The sequence below is a fragment of the Arthrobacter sp. SDR-2R genome (assembly GCF_057747955.1).
Genome location: NZ_CM173231.1, coordinates 2324862 through 2348530 on the forward strand (window position 1 = coordinate 2324862; position 23669 = coordinate 2348530).

General features: G+C 67.3%; 22 protein-coding genes, 2 tRNA genes and 1 other RNA gene. 14 read left to right on the forward strand and 11 right to left on the reverse strand.

The window, feature by feature from the left end:
• Window positions 1-5: 5 nt before the first annotated feature.
• Entirely contained in the window at window positions 6-770 is a 765-nt protein-coding gene (locus tag AC3ANU_RS10810) for a YaaA family protein (protein ID WP_488314517.1), read from the reverse strand.
• A gap of 56 nt (window positions 771-826) precedes the next feature.
• On the opposite strand from AC3ANU_RS10810, the gene rnpB reads away from it, so the two are divergent.
• From rnpB to AC3ANU_RS10835, 5 genes are all read left to right on the forward strand, one after another.
• An RNA gene (gene rnpB, locus AC3ANU_RS10815) (RNase P RNA component class A) lies at window positions 827-1214 on the forward strand.
• A 44-nt stretch (window positions 1215-1258) separates the two neighbouring features.
• Entirely contained in the window at window positions 1259-1792 is a 534-nt protein-coding gene (locus AC3ANU_RS10820; RefSeq protein ID WP_223991914.1) for a TspO/MBR family protein, read from the forward strand.
• Between the two features lie 305 nt (window positions 1793-2097).
• The gene (locus AC3ANU_RS10825) at window positions 2098-3540 is read left to right on the forward strand and encodes a glyceraldehyde-3-phosphate dehydrogenase (RefSeq protein WP_488314518.1); all 1443 of its coding nucleotides are present in this window, start codon (window positions 2098-2100) and stop codon (window positions 3538-3540) included.
• Between the two features lie 74 nt (window positions 3541-3614).
• Window positions 3615-3824, forward strand: coding sequence for a hypothetical protein (locus tag AC3ANU_RS10830; RefSeq protein WP_488314519.1), 210 nt, complete (start codon window positions 3615-3617; stop codon window positions 3822-3824).
• A gap of 127 nt (window positions 3825-3951) precedes the next feature.
• On the forward strand, window positions 3952-4749 hold the full coding sequence (locus tag AC3ANU_RS10835) for an HNH endonuclease family protein (protein WP_478223276.1): 798 nt from the start codon (window positions 3952-3954) through the stop codon (window positions 4747-4749).
• A gap of 32 nt (window positions 4750-4781) precedes the next feature.
• Here AC3ANU_RS10835 and def read toward each other — a convergent pair whose 3' ends face one another.
• From def to orn, 3 genes are all read right to left on the reverse strand, one after another.
• Window positions 4782-5354: a peptide deformylase gene (gene def / locus AC3ANU_RS10840; protein ID WP_018769504.1), complete on the reverse strand. Its 573-nt coding sequence runs from the start codon at window positions 5352-5354 to the stop codon at window positions 4782-4784.
• Between the two features lie 133 nt (window positions 5355-5487).
• Window positions 5488-5560 (reverse strand) — tRNA-His (locus tag AC3ANU_RS10845).
• Window positions 5561-5689: 129 nt separating this feature from the next.
• Window positions 5690-6277 (reverse strand): oligoribonuclease, encoded by a 588-nt coding sequence (orn, locus tag AC3ANU_RS10850; RefSeq protein WP_018769503.1) that lies wholly within the window; start codon window positions 6275-6277, stop codon window positions 5690-5692.
• A 196-nt stretch (window positions 6278-6473) separates the two neighbouring features.
• Here orn and mptB point away from each other — a divergent pair, with 196 nt between their 5' ends.
• Window positions 6474-8030, forward strand: a complete 1557-nt coding sequence (gene mptB / locus AC3ANU_RS10855; protein WP_018769502.1) for a polyprenol phosphomannose-dependent alpha 1,6 mannosyltransferase MptB — start codon at window positions 6474-6476, stop codon at window positions 8028-8030.
• Window positions 8031-8054: 24 nt separating this feature from the next.
• On the opposite strand, the gene AC3ANU_RS10860 is transcribed toward mptB, so the two are convergent.
• Complete coding sequence (locus AC3ANU_RS10860; protein ID WP_488314520.1) at window positions 8055-8762, reverse strand: DNA alkylation repair protein; 708 nt, start codon at window positions 8760-8762, stop codon at window positions 8055-8057.
• An 81-nt stretch (window positions 8763-8843) separates the two neighbouring features.
• On the opposite strand from AC3ANU_RS10860, the gene AC3ANU_RS10865 reads away from it, so the two are divergent.
• Window positions 8844-9746: an aldose 1-epimerase family protein gene (locus AC3ANU_RS10865; RefSeq protein ID WP_488314521.1), complete on the forward strand. Its 903-nt coding sequence runs from the start codon at window positions 8844-8846 to the stop codon at window positions 9744-9746.
• 34 nt (window positions 9747-9780) lie between these two features.
• On the opposite strand, the gene AC3ANU_RS10870 is transcribed toward AC3ANU_RS10865, so the two are convergent.
• On the reverse strand, window positions 9781-10542 hold the full coding sequence (locus tag AC3ANU_RS10870) for an alpha/beta hydrolase (protein WP_268003236.1): 762 nt from the start codon (window positions 10540-10542) through the stop codon (window positions 9781-9783).
• A complete protein-coding gene (locus AC3ANU_RS10875) occupies window positions 10542-11630 on the reverse strand; it encodes a LacI family DNA-binding transcriptional regulator (protein WP_488314522.1) in 1089 nt (362 codons plus the stop codon). The genes AC3ANU_RS10870 and AC3ANU_RS10875 overlap by 1 nt, the downstream gene beginning before the upstream one ends.
• A 168-nt stretch (window positions 11631-11798) precedes the next feature.
• On the opposite strand from AC3ANU_RS10875, the gene AC3ANU_RS10880 reads away from it, so the two are divergent.
• The 3 genes from AC3ANU_RS10880 to AC3ANU_RS10890 are packed head-to-tail and all read left to right on the forward strand — an operon-like array spanning window position 11799 to window position 15018.
• On the forward strand, window positions 11799-12968 hold the full coding sequence (locus tag AC3ANU_RS10880) for a Gfo/Idh/MocA family protein (RefSeq protein WP_018769497.1): 1170 nt from the start codon (window positions 11799-11801) through the stop codon (window positions 12966-12968).
• The gene (locus AC3ANU_RS10885; RefSeq protein WP_488314523.1) at window positions 12968-14182 is read left to right on the forward strand and encodes a dihydrodipicolinate synthase family protein; all 1215 of its coding nucleotides are present in this window, start codon (window positions 12968-12970) and stop codon (window positions 14180-14182) included. The genes AC3ANU_RS10880 and AC3ANU_RS10885 overlap by 1 nt, the downstream gene beginning before the upstream one ends.
• Window positions 14179-15018, forward strand: a complete 840-nt coding sequence (locus AC3ANU_RS10890) for a sugar phosphate isomerase/epimerase family protein (RefSeq protein WP_056390723.1) — start codon at window positions 14179-14181, stop codon at window positions 15016-15018. The genes AC3ANU_RS10885 and AC3ANU_RS10890 overlap by 4 nt, the downstream gene beginning before the upstream one ends.
• Window positions 15019-15144: 126 nt before the next feature.
• Here the strand turns inward: AC3ANU_RS10890 and xylB are convergent, their stop codons facing one another.
• Both xylB and xylA read right to left on the reverse strand, forming a co-directional pair.
• The gene (gene xylB, locus AC3ANU_RS10895) at window positions 15145-16578 is read right to left on the reverse strand and encodes a xylulokinase (RefSeq protein WP_478223278.1); all 1434 of its coding nucleotides are present in this window, start codon (window positions 16576-16578) and stop codon (window positions 15145-15147) included.
• A gap of 3 nt (window positions 16579-16581) precedes the next feature.
• On the reverse strand, window positions 16582-17769 hold the full coding sequence (gene xylA / locus AC3ANU_RS10900; protein ID WP_144599806.1) for a xylose isomerase: 1188 nt from the start codon (window positions 17767-17769) through the stop codon (window positions 16582-16584).
• Between the two features lie 144 nt (window positions 17770-17913).
• Between xylA and AC3ANU_RS10905 the strand changes: the two genes are divergently transcribed.
• Window positions 17914-19140: an ROK family protein gene (locus AC3ANU_RS10905; RefSeq protein WP_056390715.1), complete on the forward strand. Its 1227-nt coding sequence runs from the start codon at window positions 17914-17916 to the stop codon at window positions 19138-19140.
• A 49-nt stretch (window positions 19141-19189) separates the two neighbouring features.
• Here AC3ANU_RS10905 and AC3ANU_RS10910 read toward each other — a convergent pair.
• Window positions 19190-19262 (reverse strand) — tRNA-Arg (locus AC3ANU_RS10910).
• Window positions 19263-19468: 206 nt separating this feature from the next.
• Here AC3ANU_RS10910 and AC3ANU_RS10915 point away from each other — a divergent pair.
• The 3 genes from AC3ANU_RS10915 to ettA all read left to right on the forward strand — a co-directional run bounded on the left by AC3ANU_RS10915 (window position 19469) and on the right by ettA (window position 22548).
• The gene (locus tag AC3ANU_RS10915; protein ID WP_056390711.1) at window positions 19469-20020 is read left to right on the forward strand and encodes a single-stranded DNA-binding protein; all 552 of its coding nucleotides are present in this window, start codon (window positions 19469-19471) and stop codon (window positions 20018-20020) included.
• 214 nt (window positions 20021-20234) lie between these two features.
• Window positions 20235-20804 (forward strand): DUF6993 domain-containing protein, encoded by a 570-nt coding sequence (locus AC3ANU_RS10920; protein ID WP_488314524.1) that lies wholly within the window; start codon window positions 20235-20237, stop codon window positions 20802-20804.
• A gap of 61 nt (window positions 20805-20865) precedes the next feature.
• Window positions 20866-22548, forward strand: a complete 1683-nt coding sequence (gene ettA, locus AC3ANU_RS10925) for an energy-dependent translational throttle protein EttA (RefSeq protein ID WP_018769489.1) — start codon at window positions 20866-20868, stop codon at window positions 22546-22548.
• Between the two features lie 148 nt (window positions 22549-22696).
• On the opposite strand, the gene AC3ANU_RS10930 is transcribed toward ettA, so the two are convergent.
• Entirely contained in the window at window positions 22697-23617 is a 921-nt protein-coding gene (locus AC3ANU_RS10930; RefSeq protein ID WP_488314525.1) for an acyl-CoA thioesterase, read from the reverse strand.
• Window positions 23618-23669 lie beyond the last annotated feature (52 nt).

Sequence of the window (23669 nt, forward strand, 5' to 3'; positions counted from 1 at the left end):
CCGGATCAGCCCGGCAGGATGATGTTCAGGGCGTGCGGCCTGCGGGCCGTGCCCGGCACCAGTTCTGCGTCCCACTTCTCGCGGGCAGCCTTCAAAAGGTCCGATGGCGCCGCCGGGGCTTTACCGCGCCGTACCAGCAGGTGCCGCGCCAGTTCCCCCCGGGTGTGCTTGGCGAAGTGGCTCACCACTTTGCGGACCCCACCTGTTTCGGTGAAGACGTTGACCGCCACGGTCTGTTCCGGCGGCGGTGCCCAGGCGGCTGCATAGGTGCTGGACCGGCAGTCCACCACCAGGTGCCCCCGGGCGGCGCTGCCCAGGGTTTCGCCAAGCTGCGTCTTCCAGAACGGGGCCAGCCTGCCGACGTCGGGCAGTGCCGTGCCCATGGAGAGCCGGTAGGCGGGGACGCTGTCGCCGAAGCGAAGGGCACCCCACAGGGCCGAGATCACCAGGACGGACGCGTCCGCCTTGCGCCGCTGGGCCGGTGTCAGGCTCCGATAGCCAAGGGCGTCGTACAGGACGCCGGAATAGATGCTGTGTGCGGGCGCTGCCGGCTCGGCGCCCAGGCGCGTATTGCGTTCCACGTCCTCACGCAGTGATGCGCCCACGCCCAGCAGGGCGAGGGCGTCCTGGTGGGCACTGACGGTTCCCAGCGCTTCGAGGACCTTGGCGCGGTAGGGGTTCAATTCCGGAAAGCCGAGCGTGGACCAGTCGACGGCGGGTCCCCGGAGCGCGGGTGTCTTGCCTTCGGAAGGGGGAAGCAGAATCAGCACCGTCCGATCCTACCGGCGCAAAAGCGGGTGGCGGCGCCGGTAGACTGGACGGCGGATGGGACAGCCAGGCGGCCGCGCGTCACGCAAGTGGCTCGAGGAACGTCCGGGCTCCGCAGGGCAGGGTGGTGGGTAACGCCCACTCGGGGTAACCCGCAGGCCAGTGCCACAGAAAACAGACCGCCTCCATTGCCGGCTTTGGCCGGGAAGGGCAGGTAAGGGTGAAACGGTGGTGTAAGAGACCACCAGCTTCCCGGGTGACCGGGAAGGCTAGGTAAACCCCACCCGGAGCAAGGCCAGACAGGACACGTTCGAGGGCTGCCCGCCCGAGTGTCCGGGTAGGCCGCTGGAGGGTGCCGGCAACGGTACTCGTAGATGGATGGCCGTCGCTCCCTTTCCGGTAACGGCAGGGGAGAACAGAACCCGGCGTACCGGCTGTCCCATCCACATTCCGCGTTTGACCTAGGGCGATGCGTTGGGGATGCTGGACCGTGCCCGTTATTCCTGATCCCCGTCCCGCCGCCCGGGCCGGCGTCCCCGGCATCCGTTCCCAGGTCGTTGCGCTTGGCGGGTTCCTGGCGCTGTCCGCCGCGGCGTGGGTCATCGCTTCGGTTCCCATCATCCTGAATTCCAACGGGTGGTACGCCGGTTCGGTGAAGGCGCCGTGGATGCCGCCGCCGTGGATGTTCCGGAGCACCTGGATGGCGCTGTACACCGGCGTGGCGGCAGCCGCGTGGCTGGTCTGGCGCAAGGGCGGCCTGACCGGGAGCACCCGTGCAGGCTACATTGTCCAGCTGCTGCTCAACGCGGCGTGGCCGGCGGCCTTTTTTGCCCTGTACCCAATGCTCGGAGCTGCCGCTCTCTGGGCTGCGTTCGGGGTTATCTGCGCACTCGCCGGAACCTTGGTATTCCTGATCCTGCGCTTCGGGCCGGTGGACGCCGCCGCCGGCCTCCTGGTGCTGCCGTACTTTTCCTGGCTTGTCTTTTCCGCCAGCCTGAACCTCTACTCAGCCGTCCACAACTGAGTCCGGCAACACCACGGCTGCGGGGCATCCCGGCCATGTGAGTGATTTCACGCAGCGCAAGCGTGTTCCCGGCGGCGGGCCAAATTAGAATGGATCCCGGACGCAGGAGTTCTACCGCCGAAAGTTGCGTTCGCAACCGGCGGTTTTTCTTTGCACGCGATCCAGGCGCCTGGGGGCCATCCCTGCAGGCGCGGGTGCCCCTGGACATCATCAGGTGGCCTACATCTGTGTACGAGGACGTACACGGCTGAACCGAGGAAGGTATTTCTGTGAGCCAGACGTCTGATTCTTGTCTTGATACGTGGATGGGCCGGGAGGCCCTCGCCGAGGCCATGATCCCGGTGATCGGCAGGCTGTACCGCGAAAACAACGTGGTCACCAGCATCCACGGCCGGAGCCTGATCAACAAGTCCACCATGAACATCCTCAAGGCGCACCGCTTTGCACGCCGGATGAGCAAGGACGAACTGCTCCTCGAGGACACCGCGCCCCTGCTGAACACGCTGGCCGGACTGGAGCTGGGCGCTGCCGCGATCGACATCGCCCGCCTGAACCAGAAGTTCAAGGAAGAAGGCAACGGCGCCACCCTGGAGGAGTTCCTCCGCGCTGAGCTCGCCGAAATCGTTGGCAAGCGGGGCGGCGATGACCGCACCAGCACCGACGTCGTGCTCTACGGCTTTGGCCGCATCGGCCGGCTCCTGGCCCGCCTCCTCATCGAAAAGGCCGGTGGCGGCCACGGACTGCGCCTGCGCGCCATCGTGGTGCGCCGCGGCTCCGACAACGACCTCTCCAAGCGCGCCAGCCTGCTGCGCCGCGACTCCGTCCACGGGTCCTTCGAGGGCACCATCCGGATCGACGAGGACGCCAACACCATCACCGCCAACGGCGTGCAGATCCAGGTCATCTACTCCAACGACCCCGCCACCATCGATTACACCGCCTACGGCATCAAGGATGCCCTGGTGGTGGACAACACCGGCCGCTGGCGCGACGCCGAGGGACTTTCCCAGCACCTGCAGAGCAAGGGCGTGGCGCGGGTCCTCCTGACCGCACCGGGCAAGGGAGAGCTGAAGAACATCGTCCACGGCATCAACCACCGGGACATCACAGACTCGGACCGGATCGTCTCCGCGGCGTCCTGCACCACCAACGCCATCACCCCCGTGCTGAAGGCCATCAACGACAAGTTCGGCGTGGTGCAAGGGCACGTGGAAACCGTCCACTCCTTCACCAACGACCAGAACCTGATCGACAACTTCCACAAGGGCGACCGCCGCGGCCGCTCTGCAGCCCTGAACATGGTCATCACCGAAACCGGCGCCGCCAAGGCAGTGGCCAAAGCCCTGCCCGAACTGCTCGGAAAGCTGACCGGCAGCTCCATCCGCGTCCCCACCCCGGACGTATCGCTGGCCATCCTGAACCTCAGCCTGGAAAACGGCACCACCAAGGACGAGGTCAACAACTACCTCCGTGAAATGTCGCTGCACTCGGACCTCCGCAAGCAGATCGACTACATCGACTCACCCGAGGTTGTCTCCACCGACTTTGTCGGCTCCCGCCGCGCCGGCATTGTTGATGGACTCGCTACGGTCTCCACGGACAAGAACCTGGTCCTCTACGTCTGGTACGACAACGAATTTGGCTACAGCTGCCAGGTGGTGCGCGTTATGGAGGAAATGGCCGGCGTGAACCCGCCGTCGTTCCCCGCCAAGGAAAGCGCCGCCGCCCTGGCCGCCATCGCGGTCTGACCCTGTCCGCCACGTCCAGCGAATTCCCGGCTGGTTCTCTGGAATCAGCCGGGAAAGGGGACCACACTGGTGGCATGGACAACGAATCGACTCTTCAGCACGACACCACCCTCGAACACGCCCTGGACGTGGCCAAGTCGAACCACAAGGAAGCAGTGCGGCTGCTTGAACGCGCCCGCGCCGCACACGCGGCCGGGGATGTCAGCCAGGACCGCGTGCGCCAGCTCGAGGGACTGCTGGCCATTGCCGAGGAAGACCTTCGAAGGGTCACCAGGGAGCAGTAGCCCAGAGGCGGCCGCGCCGGCCGTGTGAGCCATCACTCGTCCTCAACAGTGTGGATATCACCGGCTTGGGGTGCCCTTTGTCCTAGGCTCTTGGGGTGCCTGACTTTCCCCTTCCGGCGTCGACGCCTTGACCGTCCACTGGGCTGCCTACCGCCGCGCACGCCGCCGTTCCCGGCAGGCCTGGGCGCTGCTGGCAACGGCCGCAGTATGCATCGTCGCTGCCCTGTCGTGGTTCTTCACCGCAGGACAGTTTGCAGCCGCAGGGCCGGCGCCGGAGGGCCCGACCGAGGCGCCGGTCTTCGATGCCCAGTGGATGAAACCGGTGCAGGAACCAAACCCCGTACCGGCGGGCAGTGCCCTCTCTGCACTCGACGGCCTCGCCGTGAAGGGCCGGGCACCGAACACCGGCTACAGCCGCGAGGCCTTCGGCCCGGCGTGGCTGGATGTCGACAGGAACGGCTGCGATACCCGCAATGACATCCTGCGACGGGACCTTGCCGGCGTGGTGTTCGCCGAAGGCTCCACCTGCAAGGTAACGGCCGGTCACTTCCGGGAACCCTATACAGGCCAGGACGTGGACTTCCAGCGCGGTTCAGACAGCAGCCGGGCTGTCCAGATCGACCATGTGGTGGCGCTCGGGGATGCCTGGCAGAAGGGGGCCCAGGGCCTGGCGCCCAAGGAACGCCAGAGCCTGGCAAACGACCCCCTGAACCTGATTGCCGCGGACGGCGCTGCCAACCAGCAGAAGAGCGCAGCGGACGCCGCCACGTGGCTGCCGAAGAACACCGCACTGCGCTGCCATTACGTGGCCCGCCAGATCTCTGTGAAGGCCGCCTACGGCCTGTGGGTGACGGCTGCCGAGAAGGACGCCATGAAGCGTGTCCTCGGCTCCTGCCCCCGGCAGGAAACCATCACTGCCCGCTGACGGGGACCGGAAGGGATGAGTGGCCGAACTTGTCAGTGGCCGAACGGATCCGGGTCCACGCCGGGCATCCACGTCAACCCCGGCACGCCCCACCCGTTTTTCTTCGCCTGCTTCCTGGCTTTGCGGGAATAGCGGTCAATCAGCCGGTTGACATACAGCTTTCCGTCCAGGTGGTCGTATTCGTGCTGGATTACCCGGGCGAACCAGCCCGTTGCCTCAAACTTCACCGGGTTTCCAAAGCCGTCGAACCCCTCCACCCGGGCCCATTCGGCCCGCTTGAGCGGATACTGCTCACCGGGGAAGGAAAGGCAGCCCTCCTCCTCCTCGTCGGGGTCGGGCGCCGCGCCGGAGACCTTGGACAGTGTCAGCACGGGATTCACCAGTACACCGCTTGGGGGAGCGCCATCGTCGTTGGCGTACTTGTAAACGAAGATTCTCTTGCCCACGCCGATCTGCGGGGCGGCGAGGCCCACGCCATGCGCGGCTTCGTTGGTTTCGAACATGTCGGCAATGAGGGTTCGCAGTTCGTCGTCGAAAACCTCCACCTCGGCCGCGCGCCGGTGCAGGACAGGCTCGCCCCAGATGGTGATTGGCAGAACGGTCATATCAGTTGTCCCTCGGCTTTCGCGGTGTCCCCGGTTTTCCTGCGCGTACCCCCGGTGGGGCACAACAAAGGAGGCCGCACCGGATATCCGGTGCGGCCTCCCATGTTGACGGCTGCATGTGCCGCCCCGTGAGGGTGAGCGACGGGGGTTGAACCCGCGACCTCCTGGACCACAACCAGGCGCTCTGCCAACTGAGCTACGCCCACCATGTGCTTCAAGTGAAATCCGCCTTAGCGGCTCCCTGGAAACGCAACTCAAATAGCTTACCTGTTCGGAAGGAGTGCTTTGTCCACTTTTAGCGATTTTCGCCAAATTTCACCGAAACGTGGCGCAGATTACTCCCCGGACTGCCCGGCGGACCCGCCGGTGGTGATTCCCTGGGCGATCTTCTGGGCGGTGGCGCTGTCAGGTCCGGGCGCGGGGACGAAGACGGCTTCGCGGTAGTACCGCAGTTCATCGATCGAATCCTTGATGTCCCCGAGTGCGCGGTGTCCACCCTTTTTGGCCGGTGACTGGAAGTAGGCACGCGCGTACCAGCGGCGCGACAACTCCTTGATGGTGCTGACGTCGATGACCCGGTAGTGGAGATGTTCCACCACGGCGGGCATGTCCCGCGACAGGAACACGCGGTCCGTGCCCACCGAGTTGCCGCCCAGCGGCGCCTTGCGTGGATCCGGAACCCAGGCGGAGATGTACTCCATTACCGCGGCCTCGGCTTCTGCCATCGTCTTGCCGTGCGGAAGTTCCGCCAGCAGCCCCGACTTGGTGTGCATGTCCCGGACGAAGTCGGACATCTGTGCAACCGCGGCGTCGTCGGGTTTGATGACCACGTCAACGCCGTCACCCAGGATGTTCAGTTCCGAATCGGTGACCAGGGCTGCCACCTCGATGAGGGCGTCGTTCTTGATGTCCAGACCGGTCATTTCGCAGTCGATCCAGACGATTCGTTCGTTAGATATAGGCACCGGACCAGCCTACCGTTACACTCCCGGACCCCCTGCCGATGCTAGGATTTCGGGTACGCGGCGGGTCGCCCTTCCGCCCTGAACCATGTCCTGGCCGGCCCGTGCGGCGCGCCGGGCAAACCGCGGAAACGCAAGAAGATTGGACAATCCTGAGATGACGGCGCCTGTGCCCGCAACGGGGGAGATGGCGGCGGCCGGCAGTGCTGGAACGGGCAGTGCCGAGGTGGACAATCCGCGCTCGCCACTGCTTGTCGGTTTCCTGGGGTCCGTGTTCATGCTGTTCGGATCCTTCGGCGTGGGCTGGCTGGCCCCGGTATCGGAACTGCGCCGCATGCCCCTGTTTATCTGGATGCGCACTGAAGCCCCCGGCGTGGCCCTGTCCATCGTCCTGGTGGCGGTGGGGGGCATGCTGCTGGTGCGCGCCTGGCTGCGCCTTGGCCAGAAGGTCCGGGTGTGGGGACCGCAGGCGCGGCGGGCCACCCTGGCCGCGCTTGCGGCGTGGGGGCTTCCCATGATGTTCAGCGTGCCGCTCTTCAGCCGTGACGTCTACGCCTATATCGGGCAGGGGCGGCTGATGGTGGAGGGCTTCAACCCCTACGAAAACGGCATCTCCGCCCTGTCCAACTACTTCCAGCTCGGCGCGGACAAGATGTGGACCGAAGCCCCGGTTCCCTACGGCCAGCTGTTCCTGTGGATTGAACAATTTGTCGTCTGGGCCACCAACGTCCAGCCGGAGGCCTGCGTCATGCTGTTCCGGCTGGTGGCGGTGGCCGGCGTGGTCCTGTGCGTCATCTACGTGCCCCGGCTCGCGGAACTTCACGGCGTCAACCCGCACCGTGCCCTCTGGCTGACCGTGGCGAACCCGCTTTTCCTGACCAACTTCATCGCCAGCGTGCACAACGACTCCCTGATGATCGGGCTGGCCCTGGCGGGGCTGTACTACTCCGCCACCCGCCGGGAAATCCTCGGCATTGTGATCGTGACCCTGTCCATCGCCGTCAAGCCCATCACCATCGTCTTCCTGCCGTTCATCGGCCTCCTCTGGGCAGGGAAGAATGCTGGCTGGCTGCGGAAGGCTGCCTTCTGGGCGTTGACGGCCGGCATCAGCCTCGCGCTCCTGGCCGCGATGAGCCTGGTCAACGGATTCGGCTTCGGCTGGATCAACGGGCTGTCCGCTCCCGGCAGCATCTCCATCTGGTATGCCCCGGTGGGGCTGATCGGCATGGTGGTGGGATCGCTGGCCAACGCGTTCGGCCTGGACGGGTCGGTGCCGGCGGGCTGGGTGTTCGACGCCGGGAAGCTGCTTGCCGTGGGCATCGTCGCCTGGCAGATCCTCAAGGGGGACTACGACCGGCTGATGCGCCGGCTGGCCCTCGGTTTCGCCGCCGTGGTGCTGCTGGCCCCCATCATCCAGTCCTGGTATGTCGTCTGGCTGATCCCGCTCTTCGCCGTGACCGGGATCCGCAATGACTGGCAGGTCAAGGCCCTGTACTTCGTGGTGTCGTTCTTCATGATCTACGCCATTTCGGACCAGCTGGACGTCTTCCCCTACCTGCAGACCCAGGATCTGGGCTTCGCCCTTGCCCTGGCACGGATCGCCGCGGCGCTGACGGCTCTCCTGTTCGCCCTGTACCTGATCTTCTGGGACCCCGGCACCCGCAGGCTGTTCCGCAAAACGCACGAGCCCGTCGTCGAACGTCCCGTGATCTAGCCGTACGCCCATCTGCCAGGCGCACTACTGCGGCGCCGGTACGGCGGCGATCCCGCGCAGGGCCTCCCTGCGTGACAACGCGCTCATGGCGGGTCCCTGCCGGGCGACGAAGGCTTCCACCCACTTTGGCGCCGTCTTGCCATATTCGCGCAGGGCCCAGCCGATCGCCTTCCGGATGAAGAACTCCCGGTCCGCCAGGTTCGGCTCAATGACGGCCGCCAGCAACGCGGTGTCAGTGTCCTTCTTCGCACGCAGTTGCGACGTGATGGAGGCCCTGCGGATCCAACGGTCGGGGTCGTGGCTCCACAGCCTCAGGGTTGCCGACACCGGGGCCCGGTGCGCCTGCAGCAGCCCGCAGATCCGGCCGGACACGCCATCCGCGAAATCCCACCAGGCGCCGGTGCGGATGATCTCCTCGTAGACGGGCAGCATGTCCAGGTCCTGGGCCACCAGCCGGTGCCCGGTCAGGTCTATGGCCGCATACCGTTCCTCCCGGAAGGTGGAGGTGCGCCAGAGCTCCAGTACGGTGGCGCGCAGTTGCCCGGCAGAGGCGGGCGGAAAGTCAGCCGCAGCCCGGGCCGCGATCCGCCGCACGTCCGGAACCCGGACGCCCAGCGAGGGAATCGCTGACCTCATGTAGGCCTGGGCGCCGGTGGCACGCTCCGGGTTGGCGAGTTCCCGGAGCGCGCCTTTGACGGCGGCGATGAGCTCCTGGTCGGCGGCGGTGTCCATGGGGCCAACTTTAGCCACCCGCCAAGGGCCGGGGTGGGGTACGCTGGTGAGCGCTAACACAATCAGAACCTGGGGGAATCCATGCCCGGCACCGAGATCCACCTCGCCCACGGACCCTACTCCGCCGTCGTCACCCGGCGCGGCGGGGCGCTCCGCGAACTGCGCCACGGGAACCGGAACCTGGTGGTGGGCTTCGGGCCCGAAGGCCCCGTGCCTGACTACCGCGGCGTCATCTGCGCGCCCTGGCCCAACCGGCTGGCCGACGGCACCTACACCTATGCCGGGAAACCGTACACGGCCGCCGTCAACGAACCCGAACGCGGCGCCGCGCTGCACGGCCTGGCCATCCATCAGGCGTGGAGGGTGCTGGAGGCGGCCGCGGACCGGGCGGTCCTGGGCTGCCGCATCCCGTCAGGCCCGGAGTACCCGGCCGACCTGGACCTCAGTGTCACCTACTCGCTTTCCGCTGACGGGCTCCACAGCACCGTCCTGGCCGTCAATGCCGGCCCCGTTGCCGCGCCCTACGGGGTGTGCCCGCATCCCTACCTGGTGGCCGGGCCCTCCCCGCTGGATGACTGGTCGCTGGAACTTCCGGCCGCTGCCTACCTGGAGGTCACGCCGGACCGGCTGCTTCCCGTGGGGATGCGGGAGGTGGGCGCAGGTGCCTTCGACTTCCGCTCGCCCCGCCGGCTGGGAAAGGTGAAGATCGACCACGCCTTCACGGACATCTCCCGGGACGCCGCCGGCCTGGCACGCGTCCGGGTGCTGGATCCGTCGGGGACCGGCGTGGAACTGGAATGGGGGGCGGAGTGGCCCTGGGTCCAGGTGCATACGGGGGACAAGCCTGCCGGCCCGGACCGGCTCGGCCTGGCCGTTGAGCCCATGACGTGCCCTCCGGATGCACTGCATTCCGGCACGGACCTGGTGCACCTGCAGCCCGGCGCATCACATTCCGCGGACTGGACCATCCGGGCGCTGCCCTAGCAGGCCGCCCTTCCGGCCACCGGCAGGGCCGGTCTCAGTTTCCTGCTGCCGTGCCCGCCGGGGAGCCGGCCCATCCGGCGCGCTGCAGCCACGCCGCGCACAGGGACGTCCATTGCCCGGGCCCTGGTTCTCCGGCTGCGAGTCCCAGCCCGTGCCGTCCTTCCGGGAAAACATGCAGTTCCGCCGGAACGCCGGCAGCAATCAGTGCCCTGGCATAGTTCAAGCTGTTGCTGACCGGGACGGCCTCGTCGTCGGCGGTGTGCCAAATGAATGCCGGCGGTGTGCGGGGCGTGACGTTCAGCTCCGCCGAGAGTGCCGTGAGGAGGGCCGACGGCGGTGCGTCGCCAAGGAGGTTGGCCACCGAGCCCTGGTGGGCTTCGTGGGTCAGGGACGCCACGGGGTAGCACAGCACCGAAAGATCCGGCACCGCCGCGGGATTGTCGAGGTCCGGCTTCCCCGTGGCAGCCGCCGTGCACAAGGTGGCGGCCAGGTGCCCGCCCGCGGAGAATCCCAGGACGCCGACGCGCTCCGCGTCCACGGGGAGCCCGTGCTCCCCGTTCCGGATGTGGAGCATGGCTTCCTTGGCGTCTTCCAGCGGGGCCGGGTGCCGGTCCGGGGCCACCCGGTAGCGGAGGACGAAGGCGTGGATCCCCAGGGCGGCAAGCCATTCTGCCACCGGCTCGGCTTCGTGGTCTGCCTGGCGGGCATAGCCCCCGCCCGGCAGGACCAGGATGGCAGGACGCGGGCCCGCGGCGCCGGAACGGGCGGCCACCGCGGTAAGTCCCCGCGGTGCCATCAGGCTGCCGCTTCCGTGCTGCGCCGCAGGGTTACCTCTCCGGTGATGCCGCCGGGAGCGGCGGCCTCCACCTCGCCGCCGTCGCCGTAGGCCGGATTCCGGCCAGTGGCCCTGGTGGCAAGGCGCCCGATGTCTTCCAGGGGCAACCGGACAGTGGACAGGGCGGGGCGGAAGTCGCGGAGGGTTTCAATGTCGTCAAAGCCGGCGATGGCTGCGTCGCGGGGGATCCGCAGCCCCTCGGACCGCAGGGCTGCTGCGGCGCCGATGGCCATGACGTCATTGACCGCAAAAATACACAGCCTGGGTGGAGCCCCGTCCCCGGACTGGGCTGCTTTGATCCTGGCGGCCAGTTGAAGTCCTGCCTCATATCCACCGGACCGGTTGAAGGCCGTGCGGAGCACCTCTGCCGGCCGCCGCCCGGCGCGCTCCAACCCTTCCTGGAAGCCGCGGACACGGTCATCGGACGTCAGGAGGCCCTCTGGGCCGCCGATGATTACGAAGTCGCCGTCCCAGCCTTCCGCAAGCCCGGCGGCGAGCTGCCCGGCCAGCTCCTGGTTGGGGACTTTCACCACGTGGTACCCCTCCGGAGCGGTTGCACCCACGACGGGATGTCCCACCACGGCAACCCGGCCGCCGTTGCGGCAGTAGCGGTCAAGTTCGGCAGCCAGTTCGGCGTTGCCCTCCCGGTCCTCTTCCCGGCAGGAACGGGAACCGGCGATCACAATGGAGTCCGCGCGCCGCGCCGCGAAGGCGGCCACTGCTTCCTTCTCTTCGGCCGGGCCGCCTCCGGTGGTGGCGAGCAGCACCATTTTGCGTTGTTCCCGGGCGGCTTCCTGCACGCCCCTGGCGATGGCCGCGAAATAGGGGTCGGCAATGTCATGCACAATCAGGCCGATCAGGCCGGAGCTGGATTTCGCCAGGCCCTGCGCCTGGGCGTTGGGGATATAGCCCAGCGATTCAGCTGCCTGCCGGACGCGGTCGGCAATGTCCTTGCCCGGTTTACGGGCCGAGCCATTCAGCACGCGGGAAGCGGTGGCGGGCGAGACGCCGGCCAGGCGGGCCACCTCGGTAAGGGTACTTGCAGCCACTGCATCTCCTGGTGGTCGGTACGGGCTCAAAGGCTAAGCACATTATGACAGTTCAAACTACTTCCGGAAAGCGCTTGCCAACGGAAAGCGCGCCGTGCATTATTGAAGCAGCGGGAACGCGCTTTCCCAGACACCTTCAGTACATTGCTCACTCACCGTGGAGGACACATGGGCTACGAAACCAAAACGATCCGCATCGCCATGAACGGCATTACCGGCCGGATGGGCTACCGCCAGCACCTGCTGCGCTCCATCCTGCCCATCCGCGATGCCGGCGGCTTCACCCTCGAGGACGGAACCAGGGTCCAGGTTGAACCCATCCTGGTGGGCCGCAACGAGGCCAAGATCCGCGAGCTGGCGGAAAAGCACAAGGTCTCCGAATGGTCCACCGACCTGGACGCCGTGATCAGCGACCCCACTGTCGACGTCGTGTTCGACGCCTCGATGACCAGCCTCCGCGCCGCCACCCTGAAGAAGGCCATGCTGGCCGGCAAGCACATCTTCACGGAGAAGCCCACGGCGGAAACGCTGGAGGAGGCCATTGAACTGGCGCGCGTCGGCAAGGAAGCCGGCGTCACTGCCGGTGTTGTCCACGACAAGCTGTACCTGCCCGGCCTGGTCAAGCTCCGCCGCCTGGTGGATGAAGGCTTCTTCGGCCGCATCCTTTCCATCCGCGGCGAATTCGGTTACTGGGTCTTCGAAGGCGACATCCAGTCAGCCCAGCGTCCGTCCTGGAACTACCGCAAGGAGGACGGCGGTGGCATGACCACGGACATGTTCTGCCACTGGAACTACGTCCTCGAGGGCATCATCGGCAAGGTCAAGAGCGTCAACGCCAAGACGGCCACCCACATCCCCACCCGCTGGGACGAGGCCGGCAAGGAATACAAGGCCACCGCCGACGACGCCTCCTACGGCATCTTCGAACTCGAGACTCCGGCCGGAGACGAAGTCATCGGCCAGATCAACTCCTCCTGGGCAGTGCGCGTGTACCGCGACGAACTGGTGGAATTCCAGGTGGACGGCACGCACGGTTCCGCCGTCGCCGGCCTGAATAAGTGTGTCGCCCAGCAGCGCGCACACACCCCCAAGCCCGTATGGAACCCGGACCTGCCCGTCACCGAATCCTTCCGGGACCAGTGGCAGGAAGTTCCCGCCAACGCCGACCTGGACAACGGCTTCAAACTGCAGTGGGAAGAGTTCCTCCGCGACGTCGTGGCCGGCCGCGAGCACCGCTTCGGCCTGCTGTCCGCCGCCCGCGGCGTCCAGCTCGCCGAACTTGGCCTGCAGTCCAGCGGCGAACGCCGCACCATCGATATCCCGGAGATCACCCTCTAATGACGTCCCTCATCCTTCCCTCCGAAGACGGCGGAACCAGGGAGTACCGCCTTCAGGGCGGCACCGCCTGGGCCCGGCCCACTGCGCCCCTGACTGCACGGCGCGCCTATGCGGCCGCCCATGTCATCCCCGAGGTGCTGGCGGACAATACGCCCGGTGCCCCGGCCCGCCTGGACTGGGACGCCACCATGGCGTACCGCCACGAACTGTGGTCCTACGGGCTGGGCGTCGCCGATGCCATGGACACAGCCCAGCGCGGCATGGGCCTGGACTGGGCAGCGACGCAGCAGCTCATCAAGCGCACGGGAGTGGAAGCCGCATCCGTGGTTTCCGCCAACAACCCGGCCACCGCCGGCAAGTCCGTCCGTGACCTCGTCTCCTGCGGCGCCGGAACCGACCAGCTGGACACCGCTGCACTGCCCACCGGCGAAGCAGGCATCCAGGCGGTGCTCGAGGCCTACCGCGAGCAGATTGCCATGGTTGCCGAGGCCGGACCCAAGGTCATCCTGATGGCCTCCCGGGCCCTGGCCAGGGTCGCCGGCGGCCCGGAGGACTACCTGCGGGTGTACTCCACCCTGCTGCAGGAAGTGGACCAGCCGGTCATCCTGCACTGGCTGGGCACCATGTTCGATCCCGCGCTCGCCGGCTACTGGGGCTCGGACGACGTCGCAACCGCCACCGAAACCTTCCTGGGCCTCATCAGGGACCACGCGGACAAGGTGGACGGCGTCAAGGTCTCGCTGCTGGATGCCGGCCACGAAGTTGCCCTGCGGGCGGCACTGCCCGAGGGCGTCCGCCTCTACACCGGGGACGACTTCAACTACCCCGAACTGATCGACGGCGACGGCAGCCACCACTCGGACGCCCTGCTGGGCATCTTCGCGGCGATCTATCCCGCCGCCTCGGTGGCCCTGCAGAACTATGACGCCGGCAACCCGGCGAAGGCGCGGGAGATCCTGGACTCCACCCGCGAACTGGGCAAGCACATCTTCAGCGCCCCCACGTTCTACTACAAGACCGGCATCGCGTTCATGTCCTGGCTCAACGGCAAGCAGCCCGGCTTCCAGATGGTGGGCGGCCTGCACTCCGGCCGCTCGGTATGCCACCTGGCCAGGACCTTCGAACTCGCCGACCAGGCCGGCCTGCTCAGGGACCCGGCGCTGGCAGCCTTCCGGATGTCGGACTACCTGCGGATCAACGGGGTGGGAGTATGAGCGACCTCTCCCGCCTCTCCATCAACAGTGCCACCACCAAGAAGTGGACGCTCGCCCAGGTCGTCGAGGGCTGCGTCAACGCCGGGATCCCCGCCATCGGACCGTGGCGGGACCGGGTGGAGGAGGCCGGCCTGGACAAGGCCGCCCGACTGATCAAGGACGCCGGGCTGCGTGTCTCCTCGCTGTGCCGCGGCGGATTCCTCACCGCCCCCGATCCAGAGGGCCAGGCGGCCGCGCTCGCGGACAACAAGGCAGCCATCCTGGAAGCCGTGGCACTGGACACCAGGGAGCTCTTCCTGGTGGTCGGCGGCCTGGCCCCGGGGGAGAAGGACGTGGTGGCAGCCCGCCAGCGCGTCGCCGACCGGCTCGCCGACCTGGTTCCGTTTGCGCAGGAAAACGGCGTACGCCTGGTCCTGGAACCGCTGCACCCGATGTATGCGGCTGACCGCGCGCTCATCTCCACCCTGGGCCAGGCGCTGGACCTCGCAGCGCCCTTCGACGCCTCAACGGTGGGGGTCGCCGTCGATACCTTCCACGTCTGGTGGGACCCGGAACTGAAGGCGCAGATCGAGCGGGCCGGCCGGGAGGGCCGCATCGCCTCCTACCAGGTGTGCGACTTCAACATGCCCATCGCGGCCGATCCGCTGCTGTCCCGAGGCTACATGGGCGACGGCGTGGTGGACTTTGCCACCATCGGCACCTGGGTGCGGGATGCCGGGTACACCGGCGACATCGAAGTGGAAATCTTCAATCAGGAGATCTGGGACACGGACGGCAATACCGTCCTGGCCACGGTAAAGGAGCGCTACGCGGAGCTCGTCCTCCCGTACGCCTGACCTGACCCAAGACCGCGGGCTCCTGCCACGTTCCCAACATGACTGGCAGGAGCCTGCGCCCCACATGGAAAGGACCCGGACCGGCGGTGGATGCCCACCGCGGGTCCGGGTCCCTTTGTTTCTTTGTTACCTGTTGCTGCCCTGGGTATACAGCGAGGCGAACCGCCGGTACCGGGCCAGCACGCCGCCGTCGTCCTTCCCCAGTGGAAGGTTGACGGCGCCAGCAGCCCATGCAGGGAAACGTCCGGTGAGGGCCGCCGCTGCCTGGCGTGCCGCGCCGTCGGCAACATACTCACCCGGCTCCGGCACTGTGACGGGTGTTCCCAGCAGGGCCGCTGCGACTTCCTGCACGGCGGTGGATTGGGCGCCCCCGCCCACCAGGAGGATCCGGCGGGCAGACACGCCCTGGGCGTGCAGCGCCGCCAGGCCGTCGGCCAGGGAGCAGACCACGCCTTCGACGGCGGCGCGCGCCAGGTTGGCCGGGGTGTAGTTGGCACGGGTGATGCCGTGCAGGGTACCCGTGGCGTCCGGCAGGTTGGGTGTCCGTTCCCCGTCAAGGTAGGGCACCAGGGTGAGCCCTCCGGCGCCGGAACCGGCAGACAGGGCCAGCCGGTTGAACTCCGGCAGGTCCACGCCCAGCAGCGCCGCCGTGGCATCAAAGACCCGGGTGGCGTTCAAGGTGCAGACCAGCGGCAGGTAGTGCCCGGCAGCGTCGGCAAACCCCGCCACCAGTCCGGACGGATCTGCCGCCGGTGTTTCCGAGACGGCGAAAACGGTGCCGGATGTGCCCAGGGACATCACGACGTCGCCCAACCCCGCCCCTGCGCCAAGCGCGGCGGCCGCGTTGTCCCCGGCACCCGCTGCCAGGACGCTTCCTGCGGGAGTCCGCCCGGCCGCCTCCAACGGGCCAAGAACCCTGGGGACGGCAGGAACGTGGCCGAGCGCCGCGGACAGGACGTCCGGAAGGTAGTTGTCCTCCGCCGTCGAGTAGTACCCCGTGCCTGATGCGTCGGAGCGGTCTGTGGCCAAGGCGGCAAGCCCTTCGGCGCCGCTGCCCGGGCCGAAGCCGGCGAGCCGCCACGTCAGCCAGTCGTGCGGAAGGCAGACAGCGGCCACCTTTGCCGCATTCTCCGGTTCGTTTTCCGCCAGCCAGTGCAGCTTGGTCACCGTGAGGGAAGCAACGGGGACAGTTCCGGTGGTGCGGGCCCAATACTCGGCGCCGGCGGCGGGATCGCCGCCGCCGGCATCCTTGATGAGCTCCACGGCCGCGCCGGCGCTGCGGGTGTCGTTCCACAGCAGCGCCGGGCGGATGACGGCACCGTCGCTGTCCAGGCAGACCATGCCGTGCTGCTGCCCGCCCACCGAGACGGCGCTGACGTCATCCAGCCCGCCGGCGTCGGCCGCCGCCTTTTGAAGGGCAGTCCACCAATGGTCCGGATGAACCTCGCTGCCGGCAGGGTGCGTGGCCCGGCCCTGGCGGACGAGTGCTCCGGAATCCGCGTCGCGGATCACCACCTTGCAGGACTGGGTGGAGCTGTCGATGCCTGCGACGAGCACCATGGCCTAGTGGGCGCCGAGGAGGTGTTCGATGGCGAGCTGGTTGAGGCGGACGAAGGCAAAGGAGCGTTCGGCTGCCTTGTCGGCGTCGAAGTCCTGGAATGCTGCGGCGTCGGCCAGCAGGTCGGCGGTGGTTTCGCCGGCGTTGAGGGTGGGTTCGCCGAGTTCGAAGACGCCGGAGGTCTTGAGGGCTTCCTGTACCTGCGGGTCGGCGCGGAAGGCCAGGGCGCGTTCCTTCAGCAGCAGGTACATGGACATGTTGGCCTTGGCCGACTCCCACACGCCGTCGTAGCCATCGGTGCGGGAGGGCTTGTAGTCGAAGTGCCGGGGGCCGTCATAGGTAGGGCCGCCGCCGGGGAAGCCGTTCTCGAGCAGGTCCACGGTGAAGAAGGCGCTGGTCAGGTCCCCGTGTCCGAAGACGAGGTCCTGGTCGTACTTGATGCCGCGCTGGCCGTTGAGGTCGATGTGGAAGAGCTTGCCGGCCCACAGGGCCTGGGCGATGCCGTGGGTGAAGTTCAGCCCGGCCATTTGCTCGTGGCCGGTTTCGGGGTTCAAGCCCACGATGTCGCCGTGCTCGAGCTGGGCGATGAAGGCCAGGCCGTGGCCCACGGTGGGCAAGAAGATGTCGCCGCGGGGTTCGTTGGGCTTGGGCTCAAGCGCGATCCGCAGATTGTAGCCCTTGTCCTTGATGTAGCCGGCGGCGGTGTCCACGCCTTCCTTCATCCGGTCCAGGGCGGCGGCCAGGTCCTTGGAGCCGTCGTATTCGCTGCCTTCCCGGCCGCCCCACATGACAAAGGTTTCGGCGCCGAGTTCGGCGGCGAGGTCGATGTTGCGCAGGACCTTGGAGAGGGCGAAGCGGCGGATCGAGCGGTCATTGGAGGTGAAGCCGCCGTCCTTGAAGACCGGGTGGCTGAACAGGTTGGTGGTCACCATGGGAACTTTCAGCCCGGTCTCGGACAGGGCCGCGCGGAAGTTCTTCAGGATCAGGTCCCGCTCCGAGGCGGAGGCATCAAACGGGACAAGGTCGTTGTCGTGGAACGTGATGCCGTACGCGCCCAGTTCTGCCAGGCGGTGCACGGCCTCCACCGGGTCCAGCGCGGCACGGGTGGCGACGCCGAACGGATCGGCGCCGGTCCAGCCGACGGTCCAGAGACCAAAAGTGAATTTGTCGGCGGGGGTGGGCGTAAGAGTCATGATGCGTCCTTGCGATCGGGCTCCGCGGAGGTGCGAAGCTTTAGTTTATTGCCTGAACTATATGAGCCGTCGTAGGGTTGGGTCAAGAGTCCCGGCTGGAAAACAGCCGGAAAATCTGTCGGAACTTGGACGGGGAGGTTTGTGATGGTGATGCCGGCGCCTGCAGTGGCGGGACCCGGAGGCGCAGCCCCCGGAAGCGTGGCGGATGTCCGGCGCAGCAACCTGGCACTGGTCCTTGGCGCAATCGCCGAGTTTCCGCCAGGCGTCCATCCCAGCCGCGCCCAGCTGGCCGGAGCCACCGGACTGACCAAGGCATCAGTGTCCAGCCTGGTGCTGGACCTCCTTGACGCAGGGATCGTCCGCGAAATCGGCCTCAACCCGCAGGGGCGGGGCCGTCCCGGCGTGGGTCTGGAACTCAGCCCCAGCCGGGCGGTCATGGGGATGGAAATCAACGTCGACTACATCTCCGCGGCAGTGGTGGACCTCGCCGGAACCGTCCTCGTCCGGGAGGAAGAGGAACGCGACAACCGCAACAGCCCGGACGCGCCGGTGCTGTCCGCGCTCGCAGCCCTGGCCGCCCGGGTCAGGAGCACGGCGGGGGAGCACGGCGTCGAGGTCCTGGGTGGCGGACTTGCCGTGCCCGGGCTCGTTGACCCGGCCCTGGCGCGGGTGCTCACCGCTCCGAACCTGGGCTGGGTCAATGCGGACCTGGACCTGGAGGCGCTGCTGCCCGAAGCTCCCCTTGGAGTGGCGCTGTTCAATGAAGCCAACGCCGCAGCCCTCGCCGAACTGCGGCACCGGCCGGACGGGGCGTCGAACTTCCTCTTCGTCTCCGGCGAGGTGGGCGTCGGTGGCGGGATAGTCATCGGATCAGAGCTATTCACCGGTCCGCACGGCCACGCGGGCGAGGTGGGGCACATTGTGGTTGACCCCGACGGCGGGCATTGTTCATGCGGCGGGACCGGCTGCCTGGAGACCGTTGCCGGCCAGGACGCCATTTTCGCCGCGGCCGGCCTGGCCCTGGATCGGGGTTCCCGCTCCGCGGACATGTCCGCCCTGCTGCAGGCGCTGCGGGCCGGGGAGCCCCGGGCTGTTTCCGCCGTCGAACGTGCGGGACGCTGCCTGGGGATAGCACTCGCCTCGACGGCGCGGGTGGTCAACATCGAATCCGTGGTCCTTGGGGGCCACTTCGCGGTCCTCGAACCATGGCTGCGTGCCCCGTTGCTGGCGAGCCTGGACAAATATGCGCCAGGGAAATATGCATCCAGCCAGGTGACGATGTCCGCCGTTGGCGAGTCGGGCGCCCTTTTGGGGGCAGCCGGAAGCGTGATCCGCTCCCTGATGGAAGCGCCGCACCGGCTGCACGCGTAGCGCCACGCACAACGCCCCGGTCCGAAGACCGGGGCGCCATCCACTGCGGTGCCCCAGGAGGGAATCGAACCCCCGACCGGCGGATTAGAAGGCCGCTGCTCTATCCCCTGAGCTACTGAGGCGTTGGCTTCCGGCCTGCAGGCCGGCGCCTCAAAAAGTTTACATTGCCCGGCTGCCGGCGGTGTCATCCAGCCGCCACTCATCCTCCACACCGGCCTTTCCCCCGGACGTTGTCCACATAGGCAAACCCGTCCCTCCTGCCCGACGTGGTCCGGCGCGATGCTGGTCATGCCTGCTAAAGGCGCCACCATCCAGACAGGACGTAGACATGAGCGAAACCATCACCATCCGGGGCTTCGTGGCCACCGAGATAACCAGTTCCACCACGCCAGGGGGAGTGGCAACAGCTTCCTTCCGCATCGGTTCCACCACCCGCCGCTTCGACCGCGAATCCAGGACCTGGGGCGACGGGCACACCAACTGGTTCACCGTGCAGGGCTACCGCCAGCTGGCGGGAACCCTGGGGTGCAGCATCAGGAAGGGCCAGCCGGTCATCGTGGTGGGCAAACTGAAGATCCGCACGTGGGAAAAGGACGGGCGGGTGTACCACTCCGCCATCATTGACGCCGATGCCGTGGGGCACGACCTCTCCTTTGGGTCGGCAAACTTTATCCGCACCGCTTCCAGGCCGGCGCTCTCCCTCGTGGAGCAGCCGCCGGCCCCCGATGACGTCCCCGGGCTGGACCAGGACCCGGACGAGCCGGAGGACCGCGAAGATGAACACCCCGGGGATCCCGGCCACCCCGCCGTCGTCATTGAGGACAGCGACGGCGGTCTCGCCTCCCTTGACCTGGAAACGGGGGAACTCGCCGAAGTCTAGGAACCACGTATCAGGTATCAGCGTTGCCCATCCAGTCCCGGGCGGACGGAATGGCGGCACCCCCCGGCCGCCCTCCGTCCGCCCGCCAACACCCGTCCGCCCGCCAACATCCCACATCCGCAGGCCCTTGACGGACACTGCGTCCCAGGGGAGCTCTGGTGCACTGCCCGTTTTCCGGGCCGGGCCGTCCCATCACCCATGGCAGAATGACACCATGCGTCCCATCCCCCGTAAACGGCAGTACAACCGCGCCGGCGCAGCCCTGGCATGTGCAGTGCTGGCCTGCCTCCTGTCCGGGTGCACCGCTGCTCCGTCCGGAACCGGACCTGCAGCCGGTGGCAGCGGCAACCGGCCCTCACCGGCGGCCCCGGCTGCCGGTCCCGGTGCGGACGGACAACCGGTCCAGGCCAAGGACTCCGCGACGCCGGGCAGTAATGCCGGCGGGGAACCGCTGGCCAACACGTCCGGCGGCGCGGTTTCGGCCGCAGCTGCCGCCGCCACCGAAACGGTGAAACGGACGGTTACGGATACCCTGACCAAACTGGCCACGGGAACGCCGAAACCTGCCACTGCCCAGGTCAGCGACGCCCTGACCGGGGCCGGCATCGCGCCGGCCGCGCTTCAGGTCTCGCAAAGCCGCACACCCACCGGGCTGGAGGCGGACGCCATCGAAGCCGCCGTGCTGCAGGGCAAGGACTGCGTCATCGGGCAGGTTCGCGAAGGTGCGGTGACCGTCACAGTCCTTCCGGTACTTGCCAGCGGCAAATGCTTCGTGGGCTCCTGATCCGGCTGAGCTGTCCGCCGCAAATGTGAGATCTGCCCGCCAACCCACTAGATTTGAGACCATGGCGGAATTTATCTACACAATGACCAAGGCCCGCAAGGCCGTTGGCGAAAAACTCATTCTTGATGACGTAAGCATGTCCTTCTTCCCGGGCGCCAAGATTGGTGTTGTGGGCCCAAACGGTGCCGGTAAGTCCACCATCCTCAAAATCATGGCCGGGCTGGACACGCCCTCCAACGGCGAGGCCAGGCTCAGCCCCGGCTACAGCGTGGGCATCCTGCTCCAGGAACCGCCGCTTAACGAAGAAAAGACTGTCCTGGGCAACGTCCAGGAAGGCGTTGGCGAGATCTACGGCAAGATCCAGCGCTTCAACGAAATCTCCGAGGAAATGGCCAGCCCCGATGCTGACTATGACACCCTCCTCGAAGAGATGGGCAAGCTGCAGGAGGCCATCGACGCCGCCGACGCCTGGGACCTCGATTCCCAGCTGGAACAGGCCATGGACGCCCTCCGGTGCCCGCCGGCCGATGCCGATGTCACCAACCTTTCCGGCGGTGAGCGGCGCCGCGTGGCACTCTGCAAGCTCCTCCTGCAGAAGCCCGACCTGCTGCTCCTCGACGAACCCACCAACCACCTGGACGCCGAAAGCGTGCTTTGGCTCGAGCAGCACCTCTCCAGCTACCCCGGCGCCGTCCTCGCCGTCACCCACGACCGGTACTTCCTGGACCACGTGGCGGAATGGATCGCGGAAGTGGACCGCGGCCACCTCTACCCGTACGAAGGCAACTACTCCACCTACCTGGAGAAGAAGCGCGCCCGCCTCGAGATCCAGGGCAAGAAGGACGCCAAGCAGGCCAAGCGCCTCTCCGAGGAACTCGAGTGGGTCCGGTCCAACGCCAAGGGCCGCCAGACCAAGTCCAAAGCCCGCCTGGCCCGTTACGAGGAAATGGCCGCCGAGGCCGACCGCACCCGCAAGCTTGACTTCGAGGAAATCCAGATCCCGCCGGGACCCCGCCTGGGTGGCCTGGTCCTGGAGGCCAGGAACCTCCAGAAGGGCTTCGATGAGCGTGTCCTGATCGATGGGCTGTCCTTCACCCTGCCCCGCAACGGCATCGTGGGGGTCATCGGCCCCAACGGTGTGGGCAAGTCCACCCTCTTCAAGACCATCGTCGGCCTGGAACCGCTGGACGGCGGCGAGCTCAAGATCGGTGACTCGGTCAAGATTTCCTACGCTGACCAGAGCCGCGGCGGCATCGACCCCAACAAGACCCTGTGGGAGGTTGTCTCCGACGGACTCGACTTCATCCAGGTGGGCAATGTTGAGATGCCGTCCCGTGCCTATGTGGCCGCTTTCGGTTTCAAGGGCCCGGACCAGCAGAAGAAGGCAGGTGTCCTGTCAGGTGGTGAGCGGAACCGCCTGAACCTGGCACTGACCCTGAAGCAGGGTGGAAACCTGCTGCTCCTCGACGAGCCCACCAACGACCTCGATGTCGAAACCCTCAGCAGCCTGGAAAACGCGCTGCTCGAGTTCCCCGGCTGCGCCGTGGTGGTCTCGCACGACCGCTGGTTCCTGGACCGCGTGGCCACGCACATCCTTGCCTACGAAGGTGACGACGAGAACCCCTCCAAGTGGTACTGGTTCGAGGGCAACTTCGAATCCTACGAGGAGAACAAGGTCCAGCGGCTGGGCCCCGACGCGGCCAAGCCGCACCGCGTCACCCACCGGCGCCTGACCCGCGACTGACCTGCCGGGCCCAAGGGCTCGTCAACAGGACGCCTGCGGGCCCGTTTGCAGGAAAACGGAAGGCCGGCACCCGGGCTGAATTGCTCCCCGGATGCCGGCCTTTCCCATGCCCGGCGCACCAGCGCCGGATCGCAGACGTGTGCGGATCCTACGTGTGCGACGCCTCGGTGGGAACGCGCACCATGCCCTCCTGCGCCACGGAAGCCACGTGCTGGCCGTCCCGGTTGAAGATTTTGCCGGTGGCCAGGCCGCGTGCGCCCTGCGCGCTGGGGGACTCCTGGACGTAGAGCAGCCATTCATCCACGCGCGCCGGGCGGTGCCACCACATCGCGTGGTCAAGGCTGGCAACATTCATGCCCGGGGTGATCCAGCTGAGGCCGTGCCGCCGAAGGATGGATTCGAGCAGGGTGTAGTCGCTGGCGTAGGCCAGGGCGGCGCGGTGCAGGTTGGAGTTGTCGGGCATCGGCCCGAACGTCTTCATCCAGACCGCGTTGCGGGCCTCCCGCGGGCCGGTCGCGGTAACGTACAGCGGCGGATCGACGTGCCGGATGTCGAAAGGCCGCTCATACGCCCAGTGCCGGGCCACAGGATGGTCGAACTTGCCCAGCAGGTCCGCCGTGCTGGGCAGCGATTCGGGGTCCGGGATGCCCGCCGGCATCGCCGACGCGTGCTCGATCCCTTCGTCCTCACCCTGGAAAGAGGCAATCATGGACAGGATGGGAACACCGTCCTGGTAGGCGTGGACGCGCCGGGCGGAAAACGACCGGCCGTCACGCAGCCGCTGCACACCAAAGGTAATGGGCTTGTTGGCGTCACCGGGCCGCAGGAAGTAGCCGTGCATGGAATGCACAAACCGTTCAGGATCCACCGTTCGAATGGACGCCACGAGTGACTGCGCCAGCACCTGTCCGCCGAACACCCTGTGGTGTGGCTGCCGCTGTGAGGGCCCCAGGAAGATGTCCTCGTCCGTCCGGGCGCCCTCAAGTTCACCGAGGTCCAGCAGTTCGATCAGTGATGAGGTGGGGTCTCCGCTTGGCGGGGCCAGGAGTCCGGCTTCGGCTTCAGTCATGGTCCGACTCTAGACGGCGCCCGGGGAGCCACTCAACCGGAGCGCAGCCGGT

Coding starts and splice junctions, on each gene's coding strand:
- AC3ANU_RS10825 (WP_488314518.1), top strand. CDS start 2,098: ATGGGCCGGGAGGCCCTCGCCGAGGCCATGATCCCGGTGATCGGCAGG.
- AC3ANU_RS10830 (WP_488314519.1), top strand. CDS start 3,615: ATGGACAACGAATCGACTCTTCAGCACGACACCACCCTCGAACACGCC.
- def (WP_018769504.1), bottom strand. CDS start 5,354: ATGACCGTTCTGCCAATCACCATCTGGGGCGAGCCTGTCCTGCACCGG.
- orn (WP_018769503.1), bottom strand. CDS start 6,277: ATGACCGGTCTGGACATCAAGAACGACGCCCTCATCGAGGTGGCAGCC.
- mptB (WP_018769502.1), top strand. CDS start 6,474: ATGACGGCGCCTGTGCCCGCAACGGGGGAGATGGCGGCGGCCGGCAGT.
- AC3ANU_RS10860 (WP_488314520.1), bottom strand. CDS start 8,762: ATGGACACCGCCGCCGACCAGGAGCTCATCGCCGCCGTCAAAGGCGCG.
- AC3ANU_RS10865 (WP_488314521.1), top strand. CDS start 8,844: ATGCCCGGCACCGAGATCCACCTCGCCCACGGACCCTACTCCGCCGTC.
- AC3ANU_RS10870 (WP_268003236.1), bottom strand. CDS start 10,542: ATGGCACCGCGGGGACTTACCGCGGTGGCCGCCCGTTCCGGCGCCGCG.
- AC3ANU_RS10880 (WP_018769497.1), top strand. CDS start 11,799: ATGGGCTACGAAACCAAAACGATCCGCATCGCCATGAACGGCATTACC.
- AC3ANU_RS10885 (WP_488314523.1), top strand. CDS start 12,968: ATGACGTCCCTCATCCTTCCCTCCGAAGACGGCGGAACCAGGGAGTAC.
- AC3ANU_RS10890 (WP_056390723.1), top strand. CDS start 14,179: ATGAGCGACCTCTCCCGCCTCTCCATCAACAGTGCCACCACCAAGAAG.
- xylB (WP_478223278.1), bottom strand. CDS start 16,578: ATGGTGCTCGTCGCAGGCATCGACAGCTCCACCCAGTCCTGCAAGGTG.
- xylA (WP_144599806.1), bottom strand. CDS start 17,769: ATGACTCTTACGCCCACCCCCGCCGACAAATTCACTTTTGGTCTCTGG.
- AC3ANU_RS10905 (WP_056390715.1), top strand. CDS start 17,914: ATGGTGATGCCGGCGCCTGCAGTGGCGGGACCCGGAGGCGCAGCCCCC.
- AC3ANU_RS10915 (WP_056390711.1), top strand. CDS start 19,469: ATGAGCGAAACCATCACCATCCGGGGCTTCGTGGCCACCGAGATAACC.
- AC3ANU_RS10920 (WP_488314524.1), top strand. CDS start 20,235: ATGCGTCCCATCCCCCGTAAACGGCAGTACAACCGCGCCGGCGCAGCC.
- ettA (WP_018769489.1), top strand. CDS start 20,866: ATGGCGGAATTTATCTACACAATGACCAAGGCCCGCAAGGCCGTTGGC.
- AC3ANU_RS10930 (WP_488314525.1), bottom strand. CDS start 23,617: ATGACTGAAGCCGAAGCCGGACTCCTGGCCCCGCCAAGCGGAGACCCC.